Here is a 21,671-nt window from a genome sequence, read left to right on the forward strand (position 1 = left end):
AACCTCAACGGAAGTTCAGGTCAACCACCAGCGAGATGAAGTTCTACATATGTTGCGTGATTGCTCGGCCGATAATGCGGGCGGCGTCGGGGAACTCACCCGGGTTCGGTCCGGCGTAGTTGAGCCGCAAGAACTTTCCAGTCGGTTCTGCCGGGAACCAATCGTCACCGGCCCCGACGATGACGCCGGCCGACCGGCAGTCCTGCACCACGCGTTCGACGTTCGTGGTGTCCGGGAGCCGAAGCCAGAGGTTGAGTCCGCCTTTCGGTACGGCGTCGAGGTGAGCGTCCGGCGCGTGCTCGCGCAGACTCGACACGAGGAGGTCGCGTCTGGCCTCCAGTTGGTGACGAAGCCTGCGCAAGTGCGTTCGCCAGGCCGGTTGGGTCACGACGTCGAGCGCTACCGCTTGCAGCATCCCGCTGACATACATCGAATCTGCCTGTGTATCAGCCAGAATCCGCTCGTACGCCGGCCCCCGAGCGATCAATCCGGCAACTCGCACCGATGGGGACACGCTCTTGGTCAGCGCACGAAGGTAGACGACGTGACCGCTGTCGTCTCGTGCAGCGATGGGGCTGGGATCTGCGGTGATTCCGAAGTCGAGCGCCGAACTGTCCTCGATGAGGAATGCGCCGTGCCGACGGACGGTGTCGAGAACCTTGTCAGCCAACGACGGCGACCACAGCGCTCCCGTCGGACTCGCGAAGCTCGGTTGTGCGTAGAACGCACGGGCACCGGTCTGTTCGAATGCACGCGAAAGCTCTTCAGGATCAGGCCCGTTGGCGCCGCTGGAAATCGGAATGACCGTGACTCCAGCCTGCGCGGCGGCCAGGATCGCTCCCCAGTAGGTCGGCGATTCCATGAGCAACGGACGTCCCTCCCCCACCAACGCGCGAAAGGACGTCGCAAGCCCACCCTGACTGCCCGGAAGTACAACCACGTCGTTCGGCCCCGGCGGAGTGATCCCGGCAGGAGTGGCGGAACCCAATTCGGAGGCAAACCAGGACTGCAGTTCCGGAAGCCCGGCAGCGAGGGGCCGATTGAACACGGCGTCGGTTCGCGTCGCCCTGGTGAAGGCTGCACGAACCAGACCTTCCGGCAACAGCTCTCGGGCCGGATAGCCGGAATGCAGCGCGATCACGTCGTTGGAGGTGGACTGCAGCGCCATGGGCAGCTGCAGACGATAGTTCGGCGATCCAAGCGCCGCTGTCTGCCACCCGTAGTCGTTGGGTCGCACGACGCGCGCCGCGCGCACGAAGGTCCCCACACCGGGACGAGCCTCCACAACCCCCTGAGATACCAGTGTTCGCAGCGCCTTCTGCACGGTGACCGGACTCGCCCCGTGCAGGCTGACGAGCGACCGAGTGGACGGAAGCTTCGCGCCTGGAGGAGCCGTCGCGATCCACTCACGCAAGGCTGCGACAATCCTCGAACTGCTATCATTGGACATGTCGAATCATAGTAGCGCTACTCCTCTTTCGCCGCTAGCGCTATCGCGAATCAATGTCCGTTTCCAGACCGAACCCTGAGGCGCCCTTCTCATCTGAAACACAACTCGCCCACCCGAACCGGAGGTACGTAACCGCGTGAACACACCCATCGATCAGGCCCGCAAGCTCGAGAATGTCAGGTACGACATCAGAGGGCGAATTCTCGACAAGACCGAAGAACTCGAGGATCAGGGACACACGATCCTGCGACTCAACGTCGGCAATCCGGCCCCCTTCGGGTTCGAAGCTCCGGACGAAATCATGATGGCCATGATCCGCAATCTCCCTACCGCGCAGGGATATTGCGATTCTCGCGGACTGTATTCGGCGCGCACTGCGGTGGTCCAGTACTACCAGACGCGGGGTATCACCGACGTCACCGTCGACGAGATCTATCTCGGAAACGGTGTGTCCGAACTGATCACCCTGACGATGCAGGCCCTCTGCAATCCAGAGGACGAGATCCTGATTCCCGCTCCCGACTATCCCTTGTGGACGGCTTCGGTTTCACTTGCCGGCGGCACGCCCGTCCACTACCTCACCGATGAAAGCCAAGGCTGGGCACCGGACTTCGACGATCTGGAAGCTCGGATCACGCCGCGCACCCGAGGGATTGTCGTCATCAATCCCAACAATCCGACGGGCGCCGTCTACTCGACGGAGGTGCTGCAACGCTTCGTGGATCTAGCGCGCAAACACGATCTGATGCTCTTCGCCGACGAGATCTACGAAAAGATCGTCTACGACGGCCGATCCATGACAAACCTTGCGACGATGACCGGGCGAGACGTTCTGTGTCTGACGTATTCGGGACTGTCCAAGGCCTACCGCGTGTGCGGATTCCGAGCCGGATGGCTGGCCATCACCGGACCACTCGAGCGGGCGTCGAGCTTCATCGAAGGCATCAAATTGCTGGCCAACATGCGAATGTGTGCCAACGTGCCGGCGCAGCACGCTATCCAGACTGCACTCGGCGGACGCCAGTCCATCGAGGACCTGTTGCTTCCACAAGGTCGGCTGACGGCCCAGCGCGATCTCGCACACACCACGCTCAACAGCATCGACGGGATCAGTTGCCAACAGGCCGACGGGGCGCTGTACCTGTTCCCCAAGCTCGACGTCGACAAGTTCGGCATCGTCGACGACGAGAGGTTCGTTCTCGATCTACTGGAATCGGAGAAGATTCTTGTCAGCCACGGTCGCGCGTTCAATTGGATCGAACCCGATCACTTCCGGTTGGTGACTCTCCCCAACACCGACGATCTCTCGACGGCACTCGAGCGACTCGGCAACTTCCTCAGTTCCTACAGCCAGTAGCCCTGGGTACCGGGCCCACATACGACTGAACGCCGACCGGATTTCCGGTCGGCGTTCAGTGGTGAAAATCAGCAGGCGATCAGGCAGTGACGATCGCGTCGAGGGCCGAGTAGAACAAGCCCAATCCGTCGTCACTGGGACCGGTGAGAGCCTCGGTGGCGTGCTCGGGGTGCGGCATCAAACCGACGACCCGGCCGTTGGCCGAGGAGATGCCGGCGATACGACGCTGCGAGCCGTTGGGGTTCTCCTCCGAGTAACGGAAGACGACGCGGCCTTCGCCCTCGAGTTCGTCGAGAACCTTCTCGGACGCCTGGAAGCGACCTTCACCCGACTTGAGGGGGATGAGGATCTGCGCGCCGGCCTCGTATCGCGAGGACCACGCCGTGTTGTTGGCTTCGACCGTCAACCACTCGTCGCGGCAGATGAAGTGCAGACCCTGGTTACGGGTCAGAGCACCGGGCAGCAATCCTGCTTCGCAGAGGATCTGGAAACCGTTGCAGATGCCCAGGACCGGCATGCCGCCCTTGGCTGCTTCCACAACCTTGCCCATCGCGGGAGCAAAACGTGCGATCGCGCCGCAACGAAGGTAATCGCCGTACGAGAATCCGCCGGGAACGATGACCGCGTCGACACCCTTGAGGTCTGCATCGCCGTGCCAGAGTTCGACAGCTTCACCGCCGGCCAGGTTCACTGCCCGCGCCGCGTCGATGTCGTCGAGCGTGCCGGGGAAAGTGATTACTCCGATACGTGCGCTCATGCCTCGACTCGCCTGACGGTCCAATCCTCGATCACCGTGTTGGCCAGCAGGCCTTCGGCGATCTTCTCGAGTTCGGCGTCTTCGACACTGCCGTCGATCTCCAACTCGAACCGCTTGCCCTGACGGACATCGGATACTCCTGCAAAGCCCAGGCGAGACAGTGCCCCGACAATTGCCTGTCCCTGGGGGTCGAGAATCTCGGCCTTGGGCATGACTTCGACGACGACACGGGCCACGTGCTGCTCCTCGGTACTAGTGCGCGAACCCGGAGTGAAACGCTCGGGTGATGGCCAGTTTACCGGGCGGACCCGAGATGGTTCGCATCGAGTGATCGGGGCGTGACGGCGACCACCTGTGAAACCCGCCTGCGAGTCCCTTCGGGGCGGCGCATACTCGAAATCATGCGACTGACACATTTTGGCCATTCCTGTGTGCTCGTGGAGTTGAACGGCTCGAAGATCCTCTTCGATCCCGGCAACTTCTCGCACGGATTCGAAGGCATCACCGGCCTCGACGCCATCCTCGTGACACATCAACACCCCGATCACGCCGACCCTGCGCGGCTGCCCGAACTGGCCGAAGCGAATCCCGACGCCGTGCTCTACAGCGATCCGCAGACGGCTGAAAAGCTCGGTGGGCGCTGGACCGGCGTCCGGCCGGGCGACCGGTTCAGCATCGGCGACGTCGAGGTGACCGGAACGGGCGGAGAGCACGCAATCATCCATCCGGACCTACCGATGATCGACAACACCGCGTTCCTCCTCGGTGACGCCACCAACCCGGCACGGTTCATGCATCCCGGCGATTCCCTCTACGTCCCCGAACAAAAGATCGACGTTCTCGCCCTCCCCGCCGCCGCACCGTGGCTCAAGATCTCGGAGGCCATCGACTACCTCCGCGCGGTGGCGCCGCGCGTTGCGGTTCCCATTCATCAAGCGATCATCCGCGACGAGGCCGCGGGCATCTTCTACGGTCGCTACTCGGAAATGGCTGCCGACGGCACCGAGTTCCGAGTTCTCGACGAGGAGTCGAGCGTCGAAGTCGCCTGATTCGGTTCTCACGCACTCACATCGACGATGATCCAGCCGGTGCTCGTGCCACCGGCTGCGTCGGTGAGTGTGTAGAGAATCCTGTCGGTGCCTGCCTTCGTTCCGGCTTCGAACACCACTTCGCCGTTTTCGAGCTTCACGGTGCCACCGAGAAGTGACGTCGCCCCGACGCCGGTCACTTTGATCGAATCTCCGTTGCTGTCATGATCATTCGCGACGGCGTCGACGGTGACTGTGCCGCCTGAGCGGACCCGCGCGGTGTCGAGTGCGGCGTACGGCGGGATCGGGCTTGCCGTGTACCGACCGACGTCGTCGAGTCGAGCCGAGGCAACCTCCGCCGCATCGACGATGGCAGCGAATTCGGTGCCGTCGAAGCGCGAGAGGTCGTTACCGTTCATGATGGTCGATCCCTCGGCGCCGCCGCCGTGGTAGTCGTCGGCATAGAAGTTGTGGCCCAACTCGTGGCGGAGAACGCGGCTGAAGTTGCCGTCGGACTCGGCACCGACATGCGCGTAGCTGTGGTCGAGTTCGAACTTCGAGTAGTAGGCATTTCCGCCACCGGATGCGCACACGACGGTTGCCTGATCGACACTCGACCCGACCTGATCGGACCACAGATCTTCCAACTGCTCGAGATTTTCACAACTGCTCGAGTACGGATCATCGGCGGAATCTGCCCGCAGGACAACTCGACCGAGGACCGGCCGAATCCCGACGTCTCTGATCCAGATGGCAGCGGTGCGGGCCATTGATTCCTCGGCCCGATCCAGAGCGACGGCGGCACTGCCTGCGCCGTGCGCGGAGTACCACTCGCCACTGAGGTCCAGTCCGACCACGAACTGCTTGACCGTCTTGCCGACCCTTGCGGCCGAGGCCGGCGCAATGGCCGCGGTGGGCCACTTGGGTTTTGCGTCGATCGGCGCCGTGCTGCGACCGACCACCTCGGATCCGACGAACTCTATCGAAACACCACGATCGAAAATCACCTGCCCGCGCAGTGTTCCGGCGGAGTCGACGATGGCCGAGACGATTGCGTCCGGACGCCCTTCCACGCTGCCGATGTACGAACGGGGCGCCGGGATCACCGCGTCGGTCAGCTCTCCGTCGCTGTCTTGCACAGCCATCGAGAACTCGGATCCCCGCAGGTTCATCTTGTGAAGGCGCAGTGTGAGTTGCTCACCTTCATCGTCGACGGTTGCGGTGCGGACGCCATCGCTCGATCCGCTCGATCCGCTCGACCCGCCGTCGACACTGCCCGTCGGCAGCATGTGAACCGCGCCGGTCGGAGCGGCAGACGCGAGCGCCGGAACGAACGCAGCACAGACGACTGCGCCCACAGCCACGGCGACAAGACCCTCGACCGACTTGGAGAACACTCTCGTGCGCATGGCGAGATCCCAATCCCATCTACTAGCGGCAGATTAACTGCACGCACTCTAGCAGTGGGAGAGTTGGCTGACCCAGCGCTCTAATTAATCGTCCGTTTTATGCGATTTTGACCCACTCTGCACTACTACCAGCAAGGAAGTGGAGAAACGCGAAGAGTCTGCCCGCTCGGACAACCCGGACAGACGACATGTTCTCGTAGCTATCAAATAGTTGCCAACTGCCGAATTCAGGCAGCGCCGAGCTCCTGAGACGGGGAGTTCCACCGATACACCTGCGAGTCGGCTTCGTGGAAGAGGGCAAGGTCGACGGCGTCGAGGACGGCCTGACGTGGGCCCTCGTTTCCCAACTGCTTGGCCGTGATCGACAATCTGACCAGTCCCCCACGTTTGGCGGCACGCCCGGCTCCGAGAACCAATGCGCGACACCACCACGGCTCGGCCTTGAAGCCTTCGCCGATCCCGAAAACCCTTCCCCGTTGCAAGGTTCCGCGGGTCAGATCATGTACTGCCCCGAGGCCTGCCATCGTGCGAAAGCCCGTCTCCGGCAACACCGACATGGCACCGGGCGATGCCACCCAGCGCGGCGGTGCGAACACCCGGGTCCGAAGGCCTGCATGCTCGAGAACGCGGTCCGCAGCGAGTAGTCGCAGTTTCGCTTCGTGCTTCGACAGAGTGGCGAACTCGGCTCGGCGACGCTTGGTCGCGGCCTGGTCGTAGCCGTGCAGAACGATGGCATCGCCGTGCTCGCGACGCTCACGCAGCCAAGCCGTCGTCACCGCGTCGTCGGCCAGTCGGTATTTGTCCTTCAGTCGCGGCGCCACCAGGAGCGACAAGCGGACACCTCGAGTGTCCATCTCGTCTGCGAATCCGGCAGCGAGATAACATGTCTCGTCTCTGATTCCGGATACCGACACGATCAGTTCTGCGGACATACTCCGATAGTGGCAGCTGTGGGTGAACAGCACACTGCCGCCGGATGATCATCCGGCGGCAGTTTTCAGCGCACCTACTGGTTCTTGGAAACCTCTAGTTCTTGGGAAGCGCAGCTTCGATCGCGGCGACAACCTCGGGTGCGTCAGGCTCGGTCCGCGGACGGAAGCGGTTGACGACGGTGCCGTCCGGTCCGATCAGGAACTTCTCGAAGTTCCACTGAATGTCTCCCGCAGCGCCTTCGGCGTCGGCCGCCTTGGTGAGCTCGGCGTACAGCGGATGCTGGTTTTCGCCGTTCACCTCGATCTTCTCGAGAAGCGGGAACGTGACGCCGTAGGTAGTGGAGCAGAACGTCTCGATCTCTTCGGCGGTACCCGGTTCCTGCCCCATGAACTGGTTGCACGGGATACCGATCACGGTCAGACCGCGATCGGCGTACTCGCTGGCCAGCTTCTCGAGCGCCGAGTACTGCGGGGTCAGTCCACACTTGGACGCGACGTTGACCACGAGGACGGCGCGGCCGTCGTATTCACCCAAAGAGGTGGGCACGCCACCGAGGGTGTTGATCGCGATGTTCTGTACTGGAGTTGTCATAGGCTCCAACTTAGCGACTCTCTCACGCACTGCTCCTTCGCGCACTGCTAATTCGACGCTCCGAGAATGCGATCGAGGTCGTCCAGAACGGTGAGGCCGCCGAGCGGTCCGACGCCGGTGATCCAGTAGGACATGTCCACCAGATGCGGGTTCGGGAAGAATCCGGCGTTGTCGGCCACGGCCTTCGGCATCGTGCCGGCATCGGCCGGTTTCGCGGAGGTGACCAGGATGAGGTCGGCGTTGGCTCCGGAGACGAATTCCGGGGAGAGGTCCACCGAGATCGAGTTCTCCCAGTCGCGTGCGGGAATCGTGAGTCCAGCACATTCGAGAGTGCTTCCGGCAAACGACGTGGGTCCGTACAGCGTCAGAACGTCGTCGCGTGGGCGGATCAGCTGAGCGGTCTTGCCCTCGGTGCTGTGCTTGCTCGCCACTTCCTCGCAGCGTGCCGTGTAGTCACCGAGCAGTTCACCTGCCTGATCGGTCTTGTTCAACGCCTCTGCGACGAACTGGACGTTGTCCTGCCACGGATCGGTCTGAGTTGCCATGTAGACGGTCGGTGCGATGGCAGCGAGCTGCTCGTACAGATCACCGTGCCGCGATTCCGTTCCGATGATCAGGTCCGGGCTCAGTGCGACGATCTTCTCGAGGTTCGGTGCCGCGACGGTTCCGACCATCTCGATCTCCGCCGCCTTCTCACCGAGGTACGCCGGAACGCCGGTCGTCTCGCTGAGTACCGCGGTGCCCACGGGAATCACGCCCAGCGCTACCGACGTGTCGAGCTGAACCGGCTCGAGCACGACAACTCGCTGCGGATCCGTCGGTACGTCGGTAGTTCCACGGGCGTGGGTGACCGCGTGCACGGTGTCGGCAGACTGACTGCCGGTATCCGTCTTGTCGTCACTGCCACACGCCGTTGTCGTTGCCACTATGGCGGCGAGGACAAAACCACCCAGCATGTACTTCGTCCGCGAGTTACTGCGTTTCATTCACAAACTCCTGTTACCGACTGCTTCCGACCGTCACAGCCACGTGCATTCACCGCGGCTGAGCAAAGGATTCACCATCCAATAGTCTGGTGAGCCTAACCTACGAGACTGGAGCCTCATCATGTCTTCCCTCCCCTGCCACAGCGACGGTGTCCTGGGGAAAGGATCTATGCAGTGCCTTTCGGAATTTGTCGCCAATCCGCAAACCAGTCGACGCCCTCACGCCTGTACACGGCAGTCGTCGACCGCCGGCGAACCTATGGTCGGTCGCGCCGGAATGACACATCTGTGGGTATTGATCGAGCATCCCGGCCCCTGGCCGGCGTCCGCCCCTGACGACGTTCTCCCCGTCGCGCTCACCGAAAAGATCTACGCAGCGCAGGGCCGTATCCGTGTCGTGGTGATCCGGCGGACCCGCAACCGCCGGGTGCTCACCCCGACGTGTGTACTCGCCTGGACGGACGGCACACGCCAATGGATGCGGGAAGGGGCGGTCGACCGATACGAGGACCTGTCGGTACTGCCGTTCGAATCGATGGCCACCGGAGCGGAACCCGACTTCGGCCGCTCCCGCACGGAACCGCTCTTCGCAGTCTGCACGCATGGAAAGAAGGATGCGTGCTGCGCGGAACTCGGCCGCCCGGTCGTTTCGGCGCTGAACGCGGCACAGATCGCAGATGTGTGGGAATGCAGTCACATCGGCGGAGATCGTTTCGCGGCCAACATGATTGCGTGGCCTGCCGCAGTCTATTTCAGCCGACTGGACGGCAACTCCGCAATCGATGCTGCCGAGAAATACCTAGCCGGAGAATTGGAGCTGCTGCACCTGCGCGGCCGGGCGGCACTGTCACAGGCCGCTCAGGCAGCCGAACATGCTGTCCGACGCGCCACCGACATCGTCGCCACGGACGCACTCGAGAGCATCAGCGAGAGTGTCGACGGAGAACACACGACTGTCGATCTTCGGTTGGAGGGGAGAGACTTTCGCGTCGTCGTTCGCTCCGGTCCTCCAGGGCTGCCGTTCCGACATGATTGTGGTGCCGGAGGGACCGTCGAATGGAGCGGATGGACCGTCGAGCACGTTCACGAGCAACCCCACTGACCACTCGATTTCGACAAGAGTGCCCGGCAGGCCATCGAACCGAGATTTGCGCGGACTGACAACACTTCGAATCAGGTCGCGATGAAGGATCGACGCCCCTGGTGTTTACAGCTTGCATTCTTCCCATGACCACCGCACTGACGCCGAATGCCGTACCCCGGTCTGCTGATCCGATCAAAAGTGAGGTCGACTACGAAACACTGGCAGAGAAATTCCGTCCGATCTTCGCGGACATCGCACAAGGCGTCGTCGAACGCGAACGCGATCACGTACTTCCCTTCCAACAGATCGACGCACTCAAGAATGCAGGCTTCGGCGCCGTTCGGGTGCCGACAACACACGGTGGATCCGGTGCGAGCATCCCGCAATTGATCCGCTTACTAGTCGAGCTGTCGAGCGCCGATTCCAATATCACCCAGGCCCTGCGCGGACATTTCGCATTTGTCGAAGACCGACTGGTCGCCGACCCAGGCCCGGAGCGTGACATCTGGCTCCGACGCTTCGCGGAGGGACAGTTGGTCGGCAACGCGTGGACCGAAATCGGCGACGTTGCATTGGGCGAAGCCAATACCAAGGTCTCGCCCGCACCCGATGCCGACCATTTCCTGGCGAACGGGGCAAAGTTCTACAGCACGGGTTCCATCTTCGCCGACTGGATCGACCTGTACTCGCAGCGCACCGACACCGGCGCATTCGTGATCGCGGCGGCCGAGGCGAGACAACCCGGTGTCACACACAGTGACGATTGGAACGGGTTCGGTCAGCAGACGACTGGCTCCGGTTCGTCCGTCTACGAGGACGCAATTGTACAGCCGGAGAACATCTTCGACTTCTCGACACGATTCAAATACCAGACCGCGTTCTACCAATTGTTCCACCTCGCCACTCTCGCCGGCATCGCCAAGGCTGCTACGATCGAGATCTCTCGTCGAGTTGCCTCTCGCACTCGAACCTTCAGTCACGGCAACGCTCCGAGATACGCGCAGGATTCGCAGATCCAGCAAGTTGTCGGCGAGGTGTCCTCTGCAGCCTTTGCAGCCGAGGCCGTTGCACTGCACGCAGCACAGTCGTCCCAATGGGCTTACGAAGCCGCATTCTCCGGCTCGCCGGAGGAAGAGAAGGCCGCCAACATCGCAGCCGAAATCGATTCGGGGCGAGGGCAAGTCGCCTCGATCGGACTCGTCGTGCCGGCCACGGCCAAGATCTTCGACGCACTCGGTGCTTCCGGAGTCAGCCGCGACCTCGATCTCGATCGATTCTGGCGCAACGCCCGCACCGTCGCCAGCCACAATCCGGTCGTCTTCAAATCCAAAGTTGTCGGCGACTACGAAATCAACGGAACCGAACCGATTTACGTGTGGGCCATCGGGACCGCACCGACCGAAAAGGATGAACAGGCATGACCGTGACCAGTGAAACCGAAGTCTTCGTCGGCGTTCCCGACACATCCGAGGGCTGGATCGACCGGGCTCGCGAGGTGAGCAACATCCTTGCCGCCGACGCACTCGCCCGCGACCGAGCCGGCGAACCACCGTTCCGAGAAGTTCAGCTGCTCAAGGACAGTGGTCTTGTGACGCTCCTGGGCCCGGTCGAGTTCGGCGGCGGCGGGCAGCGATGGGAGACCGCCTACAAGGTGGTTCGGGAGATCGCCCGCGCCGACGGCTCCATCGGACAACTGCTCGGATACCACTATCTGTGGGCATGGGCAGCCAGATTGGTCGGAACCGATCCGCAGATCTCCGCTGTCGAGGAGCTGTACACGAGCAACCGATTCTTCTTCGGCGGCGCGGTCAACCCTCGAGACACCGACCTCACCGTCGCGGACCGCGGAGACACCCTGGTGTTCAACGGTGTGAAGTCGTTTTCCACCGGCGGCCGAGTCACCGACCTCACGGTGCTCGAAGGAATCATCGACGGAACTGCGACGCATGTGTTCGCAATCGTGCCGACTGCTCAGGACGGCATAGTCTTCCGCGGTGATTGGGACAATCTCGGGCAGCGCCTCACCGATTCCGGCAGTGTCGAGATCAACGACGTCGAGGTCGACTGGGCAAGTGCGGCAGGCTTTGTCGACAAGGAATTCCAACCTCTGGTCTACAACACCCTGAACTTCCCGGCGATCGAGATCGTGTTCGCCAACTTCTACCTCGGGATCGCTCGTGGCGCACTGGACACTGCCGCCGAGTACACCCGAACCCGTACGCGTCCATGGCCGTACGGCGGTGACAACCGCGAAATCGCAACCGACGAGTGGTACCTCCGTGAGGGCTACGGCGACTTGCAATCCAAGCTGTGGGCAGCGGAGGCCTTCGTGGATCAGGTCAGCCGTGAGGCCGACGCAGTGCTCCACGACGCTCGCGAAAACCTCACCGAGCAGGCTCGCGGCGACCTCGCCGTACGCATTGCGGCCGCAAAACTTCGCGCCGCCGACGTCTCCTTGGAGATCAGCAACAAGATCTTCGAACTGACCGGTGCCCGAGCCACGTCCAACGACGTCGGCCTGGACATCTACTGGCGCAACATCCGGACGCATACCCTTCACGATCCGCTCGCGTACAAGCGCCGTGAAGTCGGTAGTCGTTTTCTGACCGGCGAGATTCCCGAACCGACCTGGTACACCTAGCCACGAACAGAAGGAGACCGTCGCACGGTTGGTGCGGCGGTCTCTTTCATCGTTACGACCAGGATCACTGATCGTAGATCGGGTTCCGCGCCTGCAGCGCAGTCAAACGTTCAGCAGAGCGGACGTTTCTAGTGATGGCTCACGAACGACTGTTTGGTGCCGGTCGGAGCCGTTTCGAGCTTGTGCTGCTCTTCTTCGTCCTCGTCGTCGAGCATCGTGGCTTCGTTGAACGGAATCTTCCCGTCGAGTACCTCGACGACGCGTTCCTTGTCGATCGTCTTGGTCCAGGCGCCGACCAGGAGAGTCGCAACCGCATTGCCCGAGAAGTTGGTGATCGCTCGCGCTTCCGACATGAAGCGGTCGATTCCGACGATGAGTCCGACGCCGTCGAGAAGCTCGGGGCGATGGCTCTGCAGTCCGCCTGCCAGCGTGGCCAGACCGGCGCCGCTGACTCCGGCAGCGCCCTTGGAGGCGATGATCATGAACACCAGCAGCGAGAGCTGTTCACCGAAACCGAGTGGCTGTCCCATGGCGTCGGCGATGAAGATCGAGGCCATCGTCAGGTAGATCGCGGTGCCGTCGAGATTGAACGAGTAGCCCGTGGGAACGACGATGCCCACCGTGGTGCGCTCGACGCCTACGTGCTCCATCTTGGCGATCAGACGCGGCAGTGCCGATTCGGAGGACGACGTGGCGAAGATGAGCAGGTACTCACGGGCCAAGTACTTGACCAGCTTGAAGATGTTGAATCCGGTGACGGCGCGCAGCAGCGTTCCGAGAACACCGAAGACGAAAATCAGGCAGGTCAGGTAGAAGCCGATCATCAGCGTGCCGAGCTGGACGACGGCGTTCAAACCGGTCTGGCCGACGACGCTGGCGATGGCACCGAAAGCACCGATCGGGGCGAGCCAGAGGATCATCGTCAGGATCTTGAACACGAGCTTCTGGATGTATCCGACGGCCTTGAGGATCGGTTCACCCGACTTGCCGAGCGACTGGATCGCGAAGCCGACCAGAAGGGCGACGAACAGAGTCTGCAGCACGCTGCCGGCTGTGAGGGAGGACAGCATCGACGTCGGAATGATGGACGCGATGAAGTCCCAGGTACCGCCCGCGCTGTGGGCCTGATCTGCAAGCTTGGCCACGGAGGCCGCATTGGGCGTGATGTTCAGGCCACTGCCCGGGTTGAGCAGGTTGCCGACGCCCAGGCCGATCGCGAGTGCGATGGTGGACATCCCGATGAAGTAGGCGAGTGCGAGGCCGCCGACCTTGCCGACCTTGGCCGCCGCTCGAACCGAGCCGATGCCGAGCACGATGGTGCAGAAGATGACCGGGCTGATCATCATCTTGATCAGGCTGACGAACAACGTGCCGAGTACACCGACGGACTTACCGAACTCGGGTGCGAGCCAACCGACGAGGATGCCGCCGATGACCGCGACGATGACGCTCATGTAGAGCCAATGCGTCTTGTCGCGCTTTGCCTTGGTGCCCTCGGGCTGTGGGGAACCGTCTACTGTCCCTGTTGCCGTGCTGCTCATGGGGTGTCCTTTGGATCGGATATCTGTGAAGTGATCGGGATCACTTCGAGTCGTGGAGAATTCTTGTTGCAAACAGGTGGGCCCGGAAGTTTGTGTTCATTACGTTCAGGAGGCGCTCGATGGTCGAACGAAAGACCGGCCGACGTATGAGCGTCGCCAGGCAGATCCTGCTCCTGCAATTGGCGTTGTTGGCGCTGGTCATCGGTGTGGGGGCCGCGCTCGCAGTTGTCGACGAACGCCGAGACAGCGACGACGCGATCCGCAGGCAGGTGAGCTCGATAGCGCAGACTCTCGCCCTGTCGGATTCGACGGCGGCAGCCCTGACGAGTCCGGACCCGACCGCGATTCTGCAACCACAGACCGAGAAGATCCGACAGGCAACCGGCGTCGATTTCATCGTGGTGATGGCGCCTGATCGCACTCGGTTCACCCACACGAGCCCGGAGCTGATCGGTCAACTCTTCACCGGGAACATCGACCGCGCACTTGCCGGCGTGACCTTCACAGAGACGTACGCCGGGTCGCTGGGGCCGTCGATCCGCGCAGTCACTCCTGTCTACGATTCCGGCGGAACCTTGGTCGGTCTGGTTTCTGCCGGTGTCACCCGCGAGCAGATCACCAAGCAGTTCGCCCAAAGTGTTCCGGTCATCCTGTTCGTTGCCGGCGGCGGTCTTCTTGCCGCCCTCCTGAGTTCACTTCTGGTGAGTCGGCGTATCCGGCGACAGACCCTGGGGATGGCGCCGGATGAACTGCGCACCATGTACGAACACCACGACGCCGTCCTGCACAGCATCGGTGAGGGTCTGGTGGTGATCGGGCGAGGCCGAAGCAGAGATGCGCGAGTGGATATCGTCAACGACGAAGCGCGTCGCCTCCTCGATCTACCGGACGGGCCCGTGCCACTTTCGTCCATCCCCGAGACCATGCGAGTCGACGACGCCTCTCCCGCGAAGGATCAAGTGCACCTCACCGACAAGCGTGTGCTGGTGGTCAACCAACACCCGGTTGAGTGGGAGGGCAACAGAATTGGCACCGTGCTGACAATTCGCGATCACACCGAATTGCAGAACGTACTCGGGGAATTGGATTCGGTACGCAGTTTTGCCGAGTCGCTTCGATCGCAAGCCCACGAGAGTGCAAATCGTCTGCACACGATCATCACGATGGTCGAGTTGGGCCGGAACGAAGACGCAGTGGCCTTCGCCACCAATGAATTGCGAGTGTCCCAACAGTTGATAGATCGTCTGATGAATGCGGTCCACGAACCGGCGCTCGCCGCACTGCTGCTCGGGAAAATGAGTGAAGCGACCGAACGCGGGGTCGACCTGACCATCACCGAAGACACCGCGCTCGGTCCGGTTCCTTCGCTCAATGCACGCGAGTTGGTCACGCTGGTCGGCAATCTCGTGGACAATGCTATTGACGCATCGCGCGCGAGCGAGTCTCCGTGGGTGGAAGTGACGGTAATGGAAGAGGATTCGATGATGGTTGTTGCCGTCGCCGACAGCGGCCCGGGAATGACACCCGAAGCACTCGAAAAGGCCAAGGGCCGTGGCTACTCCACAAAATCCGGCTCTCGTGGACTCGGTCTCGCACTCGTCTCTCAAGTGGTGAAACGGCACGGCGGCACGCTCACCAGCGAACCGGCGATGGGCTCCATGCTGGTGGTCCGCATCCCGCTGCGCGAGGCGGAAGCGCCGCGATGATCCGTGTACTGATAGTCGACGACGAACCGTTGATCGCGCAGGCGCACCGTTCCTACGTCGAGCGAGTGCCGGAGTTCGTGGTCCACGGCGTGGTTCATTCCGGGAACGCCGCCGTGCGTGCAGTTACGGCGGCCAACGCCACCGACCAGCCCATCGACCTGGTCCTGCTCGACATCGGGTTGCCCGACGCCAGCGGTCTCGACGTGGCTTCCGCCCTGGGCGGTTTGCGGCCCAGTCCGGACATCATCGCGGTTACCTCGGCGCGCGATCTGGAGGTGGTCCGAAGCGCCGTGGCTCGCGGGATCGTCCTCTATCTTCTCAAGCCGTTCACTTTCGCAGCATTCCGCGACAAGCTCGAGCGCTACCTCGAATATCGTGCAGCGCTTCCCGCTGGAGAGTCTGCGGTCAGTCAACACGACATCGACCGCGCGATGTCTGCGCTACGAACGTCCGACGATCGAGCAGCGGCACCGAAAGGCTTTGCGTCTCAAACACTCGGACTCGTCGCAGCGTCTGTCCGGGATTCTGAGGGACCCGTGACCGCTGCAGAGGTGGCAGCCTCGGTCGGCGTGTCCCGGGTGACAGCCTGGCGCTACCTGGAAAAGCTGGCAGACGACGGCATGCTCACCCGGGAGACCGAGTACGGGCGCGCTGGGCGCCCTCAGGTTCGTTACCGCAGAACCTGATTGACACAGAACCTGACAGTCACCGAACCCGATTGACACCGGAGCTAGTTCGCACCCACGGTGTCCAGCACCCAGGCGAACTCGAACGCGACCTCTTTCCACTTCTCGTAGCGACCGCTGACACCGCCGTGTCCGGCGCTCATCTCGGTCTTGAGAAGTAGCGGAGCATCACCGGTCTTGGTGGCGCGCAGTTTTGCGACCCACTTGGCCGGCTCCACGTACAGAACACGGGTGTCGTTGATGCTCGTGATCGCAAGAATGGCGGGATAGTCCTTGGCTTCCACGTTCTCGTACGGGCTGTACGAGCGCATGTAGTCGTAGACGTCCTTGTTGTGCAGCGGATCTCCCCATTCGTCCCACTCGATGACCGTCAACGGCAGCGACGGATCGAGAATCGACGTCAACGGGTCGACAAACGGAACATTGGCGAGAATGCCGGCAAACAGTTCCGGAGCGAGGTTGGCGACAGCGCCCATCAGCAGTCCACCCGCACTACCGCCGTCGGCAACCATCCGGTCGGCCGACGTGACACCGGTGTCGATCAAATGCTTTGCGCAAGAGACAAAATCGGTGAAGGTGTTCTTCTTGGTGAGCGTCTTGCCGTTTTCGTACCAGTGACGGCCCATCTCGCCGCCGCCGCGCACGTGTGCGACGACGAAGACGACACCGCGATCGAGCAACGACAAGCGGGCAACCGAGAACGACGGGTCGATGCTCGCCTCGTAGGAACCGTAGCCGTACAACAGCAGCGGCGCGGGACCTTCCGGCGCACCTACGCGCCTCACGATCGAGAGCGGAATGCGGGTTCCGTCGTCGGCTACTGCCCAGTCGCGACGCTGCTCGTAGTTACTCGCATCGAAGTCTCCGAGAACGGGCTGCGACTTACGCAGTGCCAGTTCACCACTGGCGACGTAGTAGTCGTACACCTGCCCGGGAGTGATGAATGAGGTGAATCCGAGCCGGATGGTGGGCTGCGCCCATTCCGGGTTGGACCCCATGCCGATGCTGAAGAGTTCTTCGTCGAAGTCGATTTCGTGGCGTTCGCCGTAGCCGTCATCCGTCAACGGCCACACGGCAACCCGAGTGAGCGCCTCGCGGCGGTAACTCAGGACGAGGTGTCCGGCGAAGGCTTCGGCTTCTTCCAGACGAACGTCTGCGCTGTGCTCGATCAGCGTCGTCATGTTCGTCGGATCCGACACGGGAGCTTCCACCAACACGAAGTTCTCTGCCTTGATGCCGTCGACGACGTCGTTGTGGAGGATCAGGAAGCGGTCCTCTCCCCCGATCACGGCGTGCTCGGCCCCGTACTCGACGCCCTCGCGACGCGGGATGATGACGCGGAAGTCGCCTTCCGGGTTCGCCGATTCCAGCATCCAGCCTTCGCTGGTCACCTTGGAACCGACCCAGATCATCAGGTACTTCTCGCTGCGGGTGGACCCCACCGAAACCCAGTACCGTTCGTCGGGCTCGTGGAACACCGAAACATCTTGACTCTGCGGCGTTCCCAGCTTGTGACGCCACACCGTGTCCGGACGCCAGGAGTCGTCGACCGTCATGTAGAAGACGTGACTGTGGTCGATCGCCCAGGTGGCGCCAGGCGCGGTATCGGGAATCTCGTCGGCGAGCATCTCACCGGTCTCGAGGTTCTTGAACCGCAAGGTGTACCGCTCGTCGCCGACGATGTCCACCGAGTACGCGAGCAACGTGCCGTCCTCGCTGATGGAGAACGCGCCGAGCGAAAAGAACTCGTGCCCTTCGGCTTCGACGTTACCGTCCATGAGGATCTGCTCGTCGGCCAGCTCGACGCCGGGCGTCAGGTCGGGCGGAGTCCAGTCATCTTCACCGGCGATGGGGCACCGGCACTGGACGGTGTACGACTTGCCTTCCACGCTGCGCGAGTAGTACCACCACTTACCCATGCGCGTGGGCACCGACATGTCGGTTTCCTGCGTCCGCGACTTGATCTCCTGGAAGATCTTCTCGCGCAAGGGCTCGAGCGCGGCCGTCTGCTCGTCGGTGTACGCGTTTTCGGCTTCGAGGTATGCGACTACCTCGGCGTTGTCCTTGTCCCGCAGCCACTCGTAGTCATCGACGAACGTATGTCCGTGATGGGTACGTTCGGCGGGGACCTTCTTTGCGACCGGCGGGATCAGGCTCATGCGCTGGGACCGACCCAATCGTCGAAGGACAGACCGGAAATGCGCTCGTACGCCTCGATGTAGCGTGCCCGGGTCGCGTCGACGATCTCCTGCGGCAACGGCGGCGGTGTCGTGTCCGAGCTACGGTCCCAGCCGGATTCAGGGCTCGTGAGCCAGTCGCGCACGAACTGCTTGTCGAAACTGGGCTGCACCTTGCCCGCTTCGTAGCCTTCGAGAGGCCAGTAGCGCGACGAGTCGGGGGTGAGCACCTCGTCGGCGAGCACGAGGTTTCCAGCGGAGTCGAGACCGAATTCGAGCTTGGTGTCGGCAAGGATGATTCCGCGATCCGCTGCGAAGTTGGAGGCGCGGGCATAGACGTCGAGAGTGTCCTCACGAAGCTGCACTGCCAGCTTCTGGCCGACCTTCTCCACTACCTGATCGAAGCTGATGTTCTCGTCGTGATCCCCGAGAGCCGCCTTGGACGCCGGGGTGAAGATCGGGTCGGGCAGACGCGACGCCTCGACGAGGCCCTCGGGCAACGCGACGCCGCACACTGCGCCGGTGTTGTTGTAGTCGACCAAGCCGGAGCCGGTGAGGAAGCCACGAACGACGCATTCGACGGGAACCATGTCGAGGGAGCGCACCACGAGAGCGCGGCCGAGAACCTCTTCCGGGATACGATCGTCGTCGGGCTCGCCGGCCAGGTGGTTGGTGCCACCGAGGACGTTGAAGAAGAACACGCTCATCGCGGTGAGCACGCGCCCCTTGTCCGGGATCGGTGTGCTGAGCACGTGGTCGTAGGCCGAGATCCGATCACTCGCGACAAGCAGCAGATGCTCGTCGTCGATCGTGTAAAGGTCACGGACCTTGCCACCGGCCAGATGAGTGTAGGAATCAAGTGTAGGACGCACCCGGTCACCCTATCGGGCGTTCGCAGTTCGTACAGAACCCCGGTAGCCGGGACAGGTAAGCGTCCTCGCCGTTCGGAGAGCTGTCCGCCCTGCTCATCCGGATATGCAGGTGGCCCCTCGCCATCAGGCGAGAGGCCACCGTCACAGTCGATGAACTACTGGTTTGCGGGCAGCTTCGACAGGCCCTCGTCGATCGAATCCAGCGTCAGAAGGGCCGTCTGATAGGTCGCGGCCAGCGAATGCTGGACCTGGACGACGTTGCCGGCCTTCACTGCGGGCAATTCCTTCCACAGCTCGGAATTGACCAGCTCCTGCAACTGGGGCGACATCGAGCCGTCGGCATTGAGGCCGTAGACGATCACGTCGACATTTCCGAGATTTTCACCGATCTTCTCGATGGATACCTGTTCGACGTGGATGTCGGCAGGGTCTGCGGGGGTGCCGGGGAACTGCAGTCCGAGTCCGTCGAAGAGATTGGTCGTGTACGAGGACGCGTACTCGCGTGAGAAGGTGCCGGCTTCCGGCTTGCAGACGTTGCACACGCCGCCGAAGGTCAGCGAGCCGAGCTTGTCCTTGTACTTCGCGGCCAGTTCGGCGGTTTTGGCGTCGTAGTCGTCCTTGAACTCGCCGTAGTTGTCGGAGACATTCGCGGCATCGGCGAACTGCTCGCCCAGCACTCGCCAATCAGCAGGAACCGTCGGTCCCAGGAAGACGACGGGAGCGGCCGCCTCGAGCTGCGCCATGTCCAGCTGGCTTTCGACTCGAGCGGGAACACCCATGATGATCAGATCGGGCTCGGCAGCGACGATTCCCTCGTAGTTGAGCTGGGAGACGTTGCCGTCGGGCGCGACCTTCGGCAGAGCTTCGTAAGCGGCCTTGGTCTTGTCGTCCATGTTGCCGAGTTCACGGGTCCACTCGCATACTGCTGCCAGGTTCGCTCCCGCCTGAATCAGCGGCAGAACTGCGTATCCGCAGGCCACGATCCGCTGCGGGTCGCTCGGGATCTCGATGGATCCGTTCTGCGCCTCGAAGACACGGGTCGGCGAGCTCGCGGCTGTCGTCGACGATTCGGACGACGCCTCCTCGGAGTTGCTGCAGCCGGCGACGCCGACCGCCAGCGCAGCTGCTGCGCCGATCACCACTGCGCGGCGAAACCGCGACAGACCTTGAACCCGCATGTTGAACTCCATCTGAACGCACCGGACTGCTCCGGAATTGATTTGGTGAGGCTAACCAATATCAGGGCACTGGACCTTTACACAAACAACGGTCCCGAGGAATGAACTGCGCCTCCCGAGCCGCCCACTCTCACAGCAGCACGCCTCCCACTGAGAGGGAGCAAAGCAAGATTCCTCTCGAATCGGACACGCGAACTCGCTACCTTGCCTTCGCGATACATCATCGACTCGCCACTCTCTCCGCTCGACGAAGGGCTCACACATGTCCCGATCCACCCGTACCTGCTCACTACGGTCTGCCGCGGCCATTGCGTTGACCAGTAGCTTTCTCATCACCGGTTTCGGCGCCTCGATCGCGCAGGCCGAACCTGGCCCCTCGGCTCCGCTGTTCGGCTCGCTGGATTTCGGATCCAGCAACCTCGGCAGTTCCGAGCAGACCCCAGATGCGCCGCGGCTGACCGGGATCGACAATTTCCGCGACGTCGCAGGCACCGGCGCCGGATACTCGGGGACTTTCGGCCTGCCCGTGAACAAGGGAGTCTTCTACCGCGCGAACGCGATCACGCCCAAGGGCGATGACATGAGCAATCTCGAAAAGCTGGGACTGACAAAGGTTTACGATCTGCGCACTGAACCCGAGATCGCCAGTAAGCCCGATGTCTTGCCCGGCGGGGTTGCGTACGAGAACATTCCGATCCTGTCCGGGAACATCGCCGAGATGATCGCGAAGATCAAGTCCCCCGAGGACTCACGATCGATGATGCAGGACATGAACCGCGCCTTCGTCACCGGAGCGACGGAGCGAGCCGGGTTCGCGCAGTTGCTCACGGGTCTCGCGGAAACCGAAGGTGCACAGGTCTTCCACTGCACCGCAGGCAAAGACCGCACCGGCTGGACGTCGTTTCTGCTGCTGAGTATCGCCGGTGTCGACCGCTCGGTGATCATGAACGACTACTTGCTGACCAACGAGTACACAGCCGAAGGCATGAAGGCCACGCGCGCGGGCATCGCGGCGAGCCTGGGCGAACAGATGGCCGTCAACATGGAGCCTCTGTTGGGTGTCGAGGCAAGCTATCTCGATGCCGGTCTCGCCCAGTTGGACCAGACCTACGGGTCGGTCGATCGGTACCTGACCGAGGGCCTGGGTCTGAGCCCGGCGACTGTCATGACGCTCAAAGCCAAACTGCTGGGCTGAGTGGCACGGATGCCCCGGGTTCGACGAGGGATCGGACCCGGGGCACGTGTACTTCTCTGCCCGTGCCGCGGCGGATGCGC

The 21,671-nt window shown here is 62.4% G+C and carries 19 protein-coding genes; 8 read left to right on the top strand and 11 right to left on the bottom strand.

Annotated elements, in window-relative coordinates:
• Positions 1 to 43 precede the first annotated feature (43 nt).
• On the bottom strand, positions 44 to 1,450 hold the full coding sequence (locus tag ASU23_RS27990) for a PLP-dependent aminotransferase family protein (protein ID WP_042452643.1): 1,407 nt from the start codon (positions 1,448 to 1,450) through the stop codon (positions 44 to 46).
• Positions 1,451 to 1,586: 136 nt separating this feature from the next.
• On the opposite strand from ASU23_RS27990, the gene ASU23_RS27995 reads away from it, so the two are divergent.
• Complete coding sequence (locus tag ASU23_RS27995; RefSeq protein WP_003945423.1) at positions 1,587 to 2,807, top strand: pyridoxal phosphate-dependent aminotransferase; 1,221 nt, start codon at positions 1,587 to 1,589, stop codon at positions 2,805 to 2,807.
• A gap of 79 nt (positions 2,808 to 2,886) precedes the next feature.
• Here ASU23_RS27995 and purQ read toward each other — a convergent pair whose 3' ends face one another.
• A complete protein-coding gene (purQ, locus tag ASU23_RS28000; protein ID WP_003945887.1) occupies positions 2,887 to 3,564 on the bottom strand; it encodes a phosphoribosylformylglycinamidine synthase subunit PurQ in 678 nt (225 codons plus the stop codon).
• Positions 3,561 to 3,800, bottom strand: coding sequence for a phosphoribosylformylglycinamidine synthase subunit PurS (purS, locus tag ASU23_RS28005; RefSeq protein ID WP_003945817.1), 240 nt, complete (start codon positions 3,798 to 3,800; stop codon positions 3,561 to 3,563). Before purS ends, purQ begins: the two co-directional genes overlap by 4 nt.
• Before the next feature lie 165 nt (positions 3,801 to 3,965).
• Here purS and ASU23_RS28010 point away from each other — a divergent pair, with 165 nt between their 5' ends.
• On the top strand, positions 3,966 to 4,613 hold the full coding sequence (locus ASU23_RS28010) for an MBL fold metallo-hydrolase (protein ID WP_054781003.1): 648 nt from the start codon (positions 3,966 to 3,968) through the stop codon (positions 4,611 to 4,613).
• A gap of 8 nt (positions 4,614 to 4,621) precedes the next feature.
• On the opposite strand, the gene ASU23_RS28015 is transcribed toward ASU23_RS28010, so the two are convergent.
• The 4 genes from ASU23_RS28015 to ASU23_RS28030 form a co-directional block, all read right to left on the bottom strand.
• Positions 4,622 to 6,001 carry an Ig-like domain-containing protein gene (locus tag ASU23_RS28015; protein ID WP_058039165.1) on the bottom strand — a complete coding sequence of 460 codons (1,380 nt, stop codon included), beginning with the start codon at positions 5,999 to 6,001 and terminating at the stop codon, positions 4,622 to 4,624.
• 227 nt (positions 6,002 to 6,228) lie between these two features.
• The gene (locus ASU23_RS28020; RefSeq protein WP_007734443.1) at positions 6,229 to 6,933 is read right to left on the bottom strand and encodes a DUF2334 domain-containing protein; all 705 of its coding nucleotides are present in this window, start codon (positions 6,931 to 6,933) and stop codon (positions 6,229 to 6,231) included.
• A gap of 94 nt (positions 6,934 to 7,027) precedes the next feature.
• On the bottom strand, positions 7,028 to 7,525 hold the full coding sequence (locus tag ASU23_RS28025; RefSeq protein WP_003945816.1) for a glutathione peroxidase: 498 nt from the start codon (positions 7,523 to 7,525) through the stop codon (positions 7,028 to 7,030).
• A 47-nt stretch (positions 7,526 to 7,572) separates the two neighbouring features.
• Positions 7,573 to 8,511 carry an ABC transporter substrate-binding protein gene (locus tag ASU23_RS28030; protein WP_042452648.1) on the bottom strand — a complete coding sequence of 313 codons (939 nt, stop codon included), beginning with the start codon at positions 8,509 to 8,511 and terminating at the stop codon, positions 7,573 to 7,575.
• Positions 8,512 to 8,788: 277 nt separating this feature from the next.
• On the opposite strand from ASU23_RS28030, the gene ASU23_RS28035 reads away from it, so the two are divergent.
• The 3 genes from ASU23_RS28035 to ASU23_RS28045 all read left to right on the top strand — a co-directional run bounded on the left by ASU23_RS28035 (position 8,789) and on the right by ASU23_RS28045 (position 12,236).
• Positions 8,789 to 9,613: a sucrase ferredoxin gene (locus ASU23_RS28035; protein ID WP_232329985.1), complete on the top strand. Its 825-nt coding sequence runs from the start codon at positions 8,789 to 8,791 to the stop codon at positions 9,611 to 9,613.
• A 125-nt stretch (positions 9,614 to 9,738) separates the two neighbouring features.
• Positions 9,739 to 11,016 (top strand): acyl-CoA dehydrogenase family protein, encoded by a 1,278-nt coding sequence (locus ASU23_RS28040; RefSeq protein ID WP_058039167.1) that lies wholly within the window; start codon positions 9,739 to 9,741, stop codon positions 11,014 to 11,016.
• Entirely contained in the window at positions 11,013 to 12,236 is a 1,224-nt protein-coding gene (locus tag ASU23_RS28045; RefSeq protein ID WP_054188015.1) for an acyl-CoA dehydrogenase family protein, read from the top strand. The genes ASU23_RS28040 and ASU23_RS28045 overlap by 4 nt, the downstream gene beginning before the upstream one ends.
• A gap of 128 nt (positions 12,237 to 12,364) precedes the next feature.
• Here the strand turns inward: ASU23_RS28045 and ASU23_RS28050 are convergent, their stop codons facing one another.
• On the bottom strand, positions 12,365 to 13,777 hold the full coding sequence (locus tag ASU23_RS28050; protein WP_007734438.1) for a C4-dicarboxylate transporter DctA: 1,413 nt from the start codon (positions 13,775 to 13,777) through the stop codon (positions 12,365 to 12,367).
• Between the two features lie 119 nt (positions 13,778 to 13,896).
• Here ASU23_RS28050 and ASU23_RS28055 point away from each other — a divergent pair, with 119 nt between their 5' ends.
• Together ASU23_RS28055 and ASU23_RS28060 are read left to right on the top strand one after the other, a co-directional pair.
• Positions 13,897 to 15,483 carry a sensor histidine kinase gene (locus tag ASU23_RS28055; protein ID WP_058039168.1) on the top strand — a complete coding sequence of 529 codons (1,587 nt, stop codon included), beginning with the start codon at positions 13,897 to 13,899 and terminating at the stop codon, positions 15,481 to 15,483.
• Positions 15,480 to 16,169, top strand: a complete 690-nt coding sequence (locus tag ASU23_RS28060) for a response regulator (protein ID WP_003945570.1) — start codon at positions 15,480 to 15,482, stop codon at positions 16,167 to 16,169. The genes ASU23_RS28055 and ASU23_RS28060 overlap by 4 nt, the downstream gene beginning before the upstream one ends.
• A 44-nt stretch (positions 16,170 to 16,213) precedes the next feature.
• Here ASU23_RS28060 and ASU23_RS28065 read toward each other — a convergent pair whose 3' ends face one another.
• The 3 genes from ASU23_RS28065 to ASU23_RS28075 form a co-directional block, all read right to left on the bottom strand.
• Positions 16,214 to 18,328, bottom strand: coding sequence for a S9 family peptidase (locus ASU23_RS28065; protein ID WP_058039169.1), 2,115 nt, complete (start codon positions 18,326 to 18,328; stop codon positions 16,214 to 16,216).
• On the bottom strand, positions 18,325 to 19,218 hold the full coding sequence (locus ASU23_RS28070; RefSeq protein WP_003945463.1) for a phosphoribosylaminoimidazolesuccinocarboxamide synthase: 894 nt from the start codon (positions 19,216 to 19,218) through the stop codon (positions 18,325 to 18,327). The genes ASU23_RS28065 and ASU23_RS28070 overlap by 4 nt, the downstream gene beginning before the upstream one ends.
• A 155-nt stretch (positions 19,219 to 19,373) precedes the next feature.
• Positions 19,374 to 20,408, bottom strand: coding sequence for an ABC transporter substrate-binding protein (locus tag ASU23_RS28075; protein WP_082654873.1), 1,035 nt, complete (start codon positions 20,406 to 20,408; stop codon positions 19,374 to 19,376).
• Between the two features lie 250 nt (positions 20,409 to 20,658).
• On the opposite strand from ASU23_RS28075, the gene ASU23_RS28080 reads away from it, so the two are divergent.
• A complete protein-coding gene (locus ASU23_RS28080) occupies positions 20,659 to 21,591 on the top strand; it encodes a tyrosine-protein phosphatase (RefSeq protein WP_054188017.1) in 933 nt (310 codons plus the stop codon).
• The last annotated feature ends 80 nt before the right edge of the window (positions 21,592 to 21,671 follow it).

The organism is Rhodococcus sp. KB6, from assembly GCF_001445685.1.
Lineage (GTDB): Bacteria > Actinomycetota > Actinomycetes > Mycobacteriales > Mycobacteriaceae > Rhodococcus_F > Rhodococcus_F qingshengii.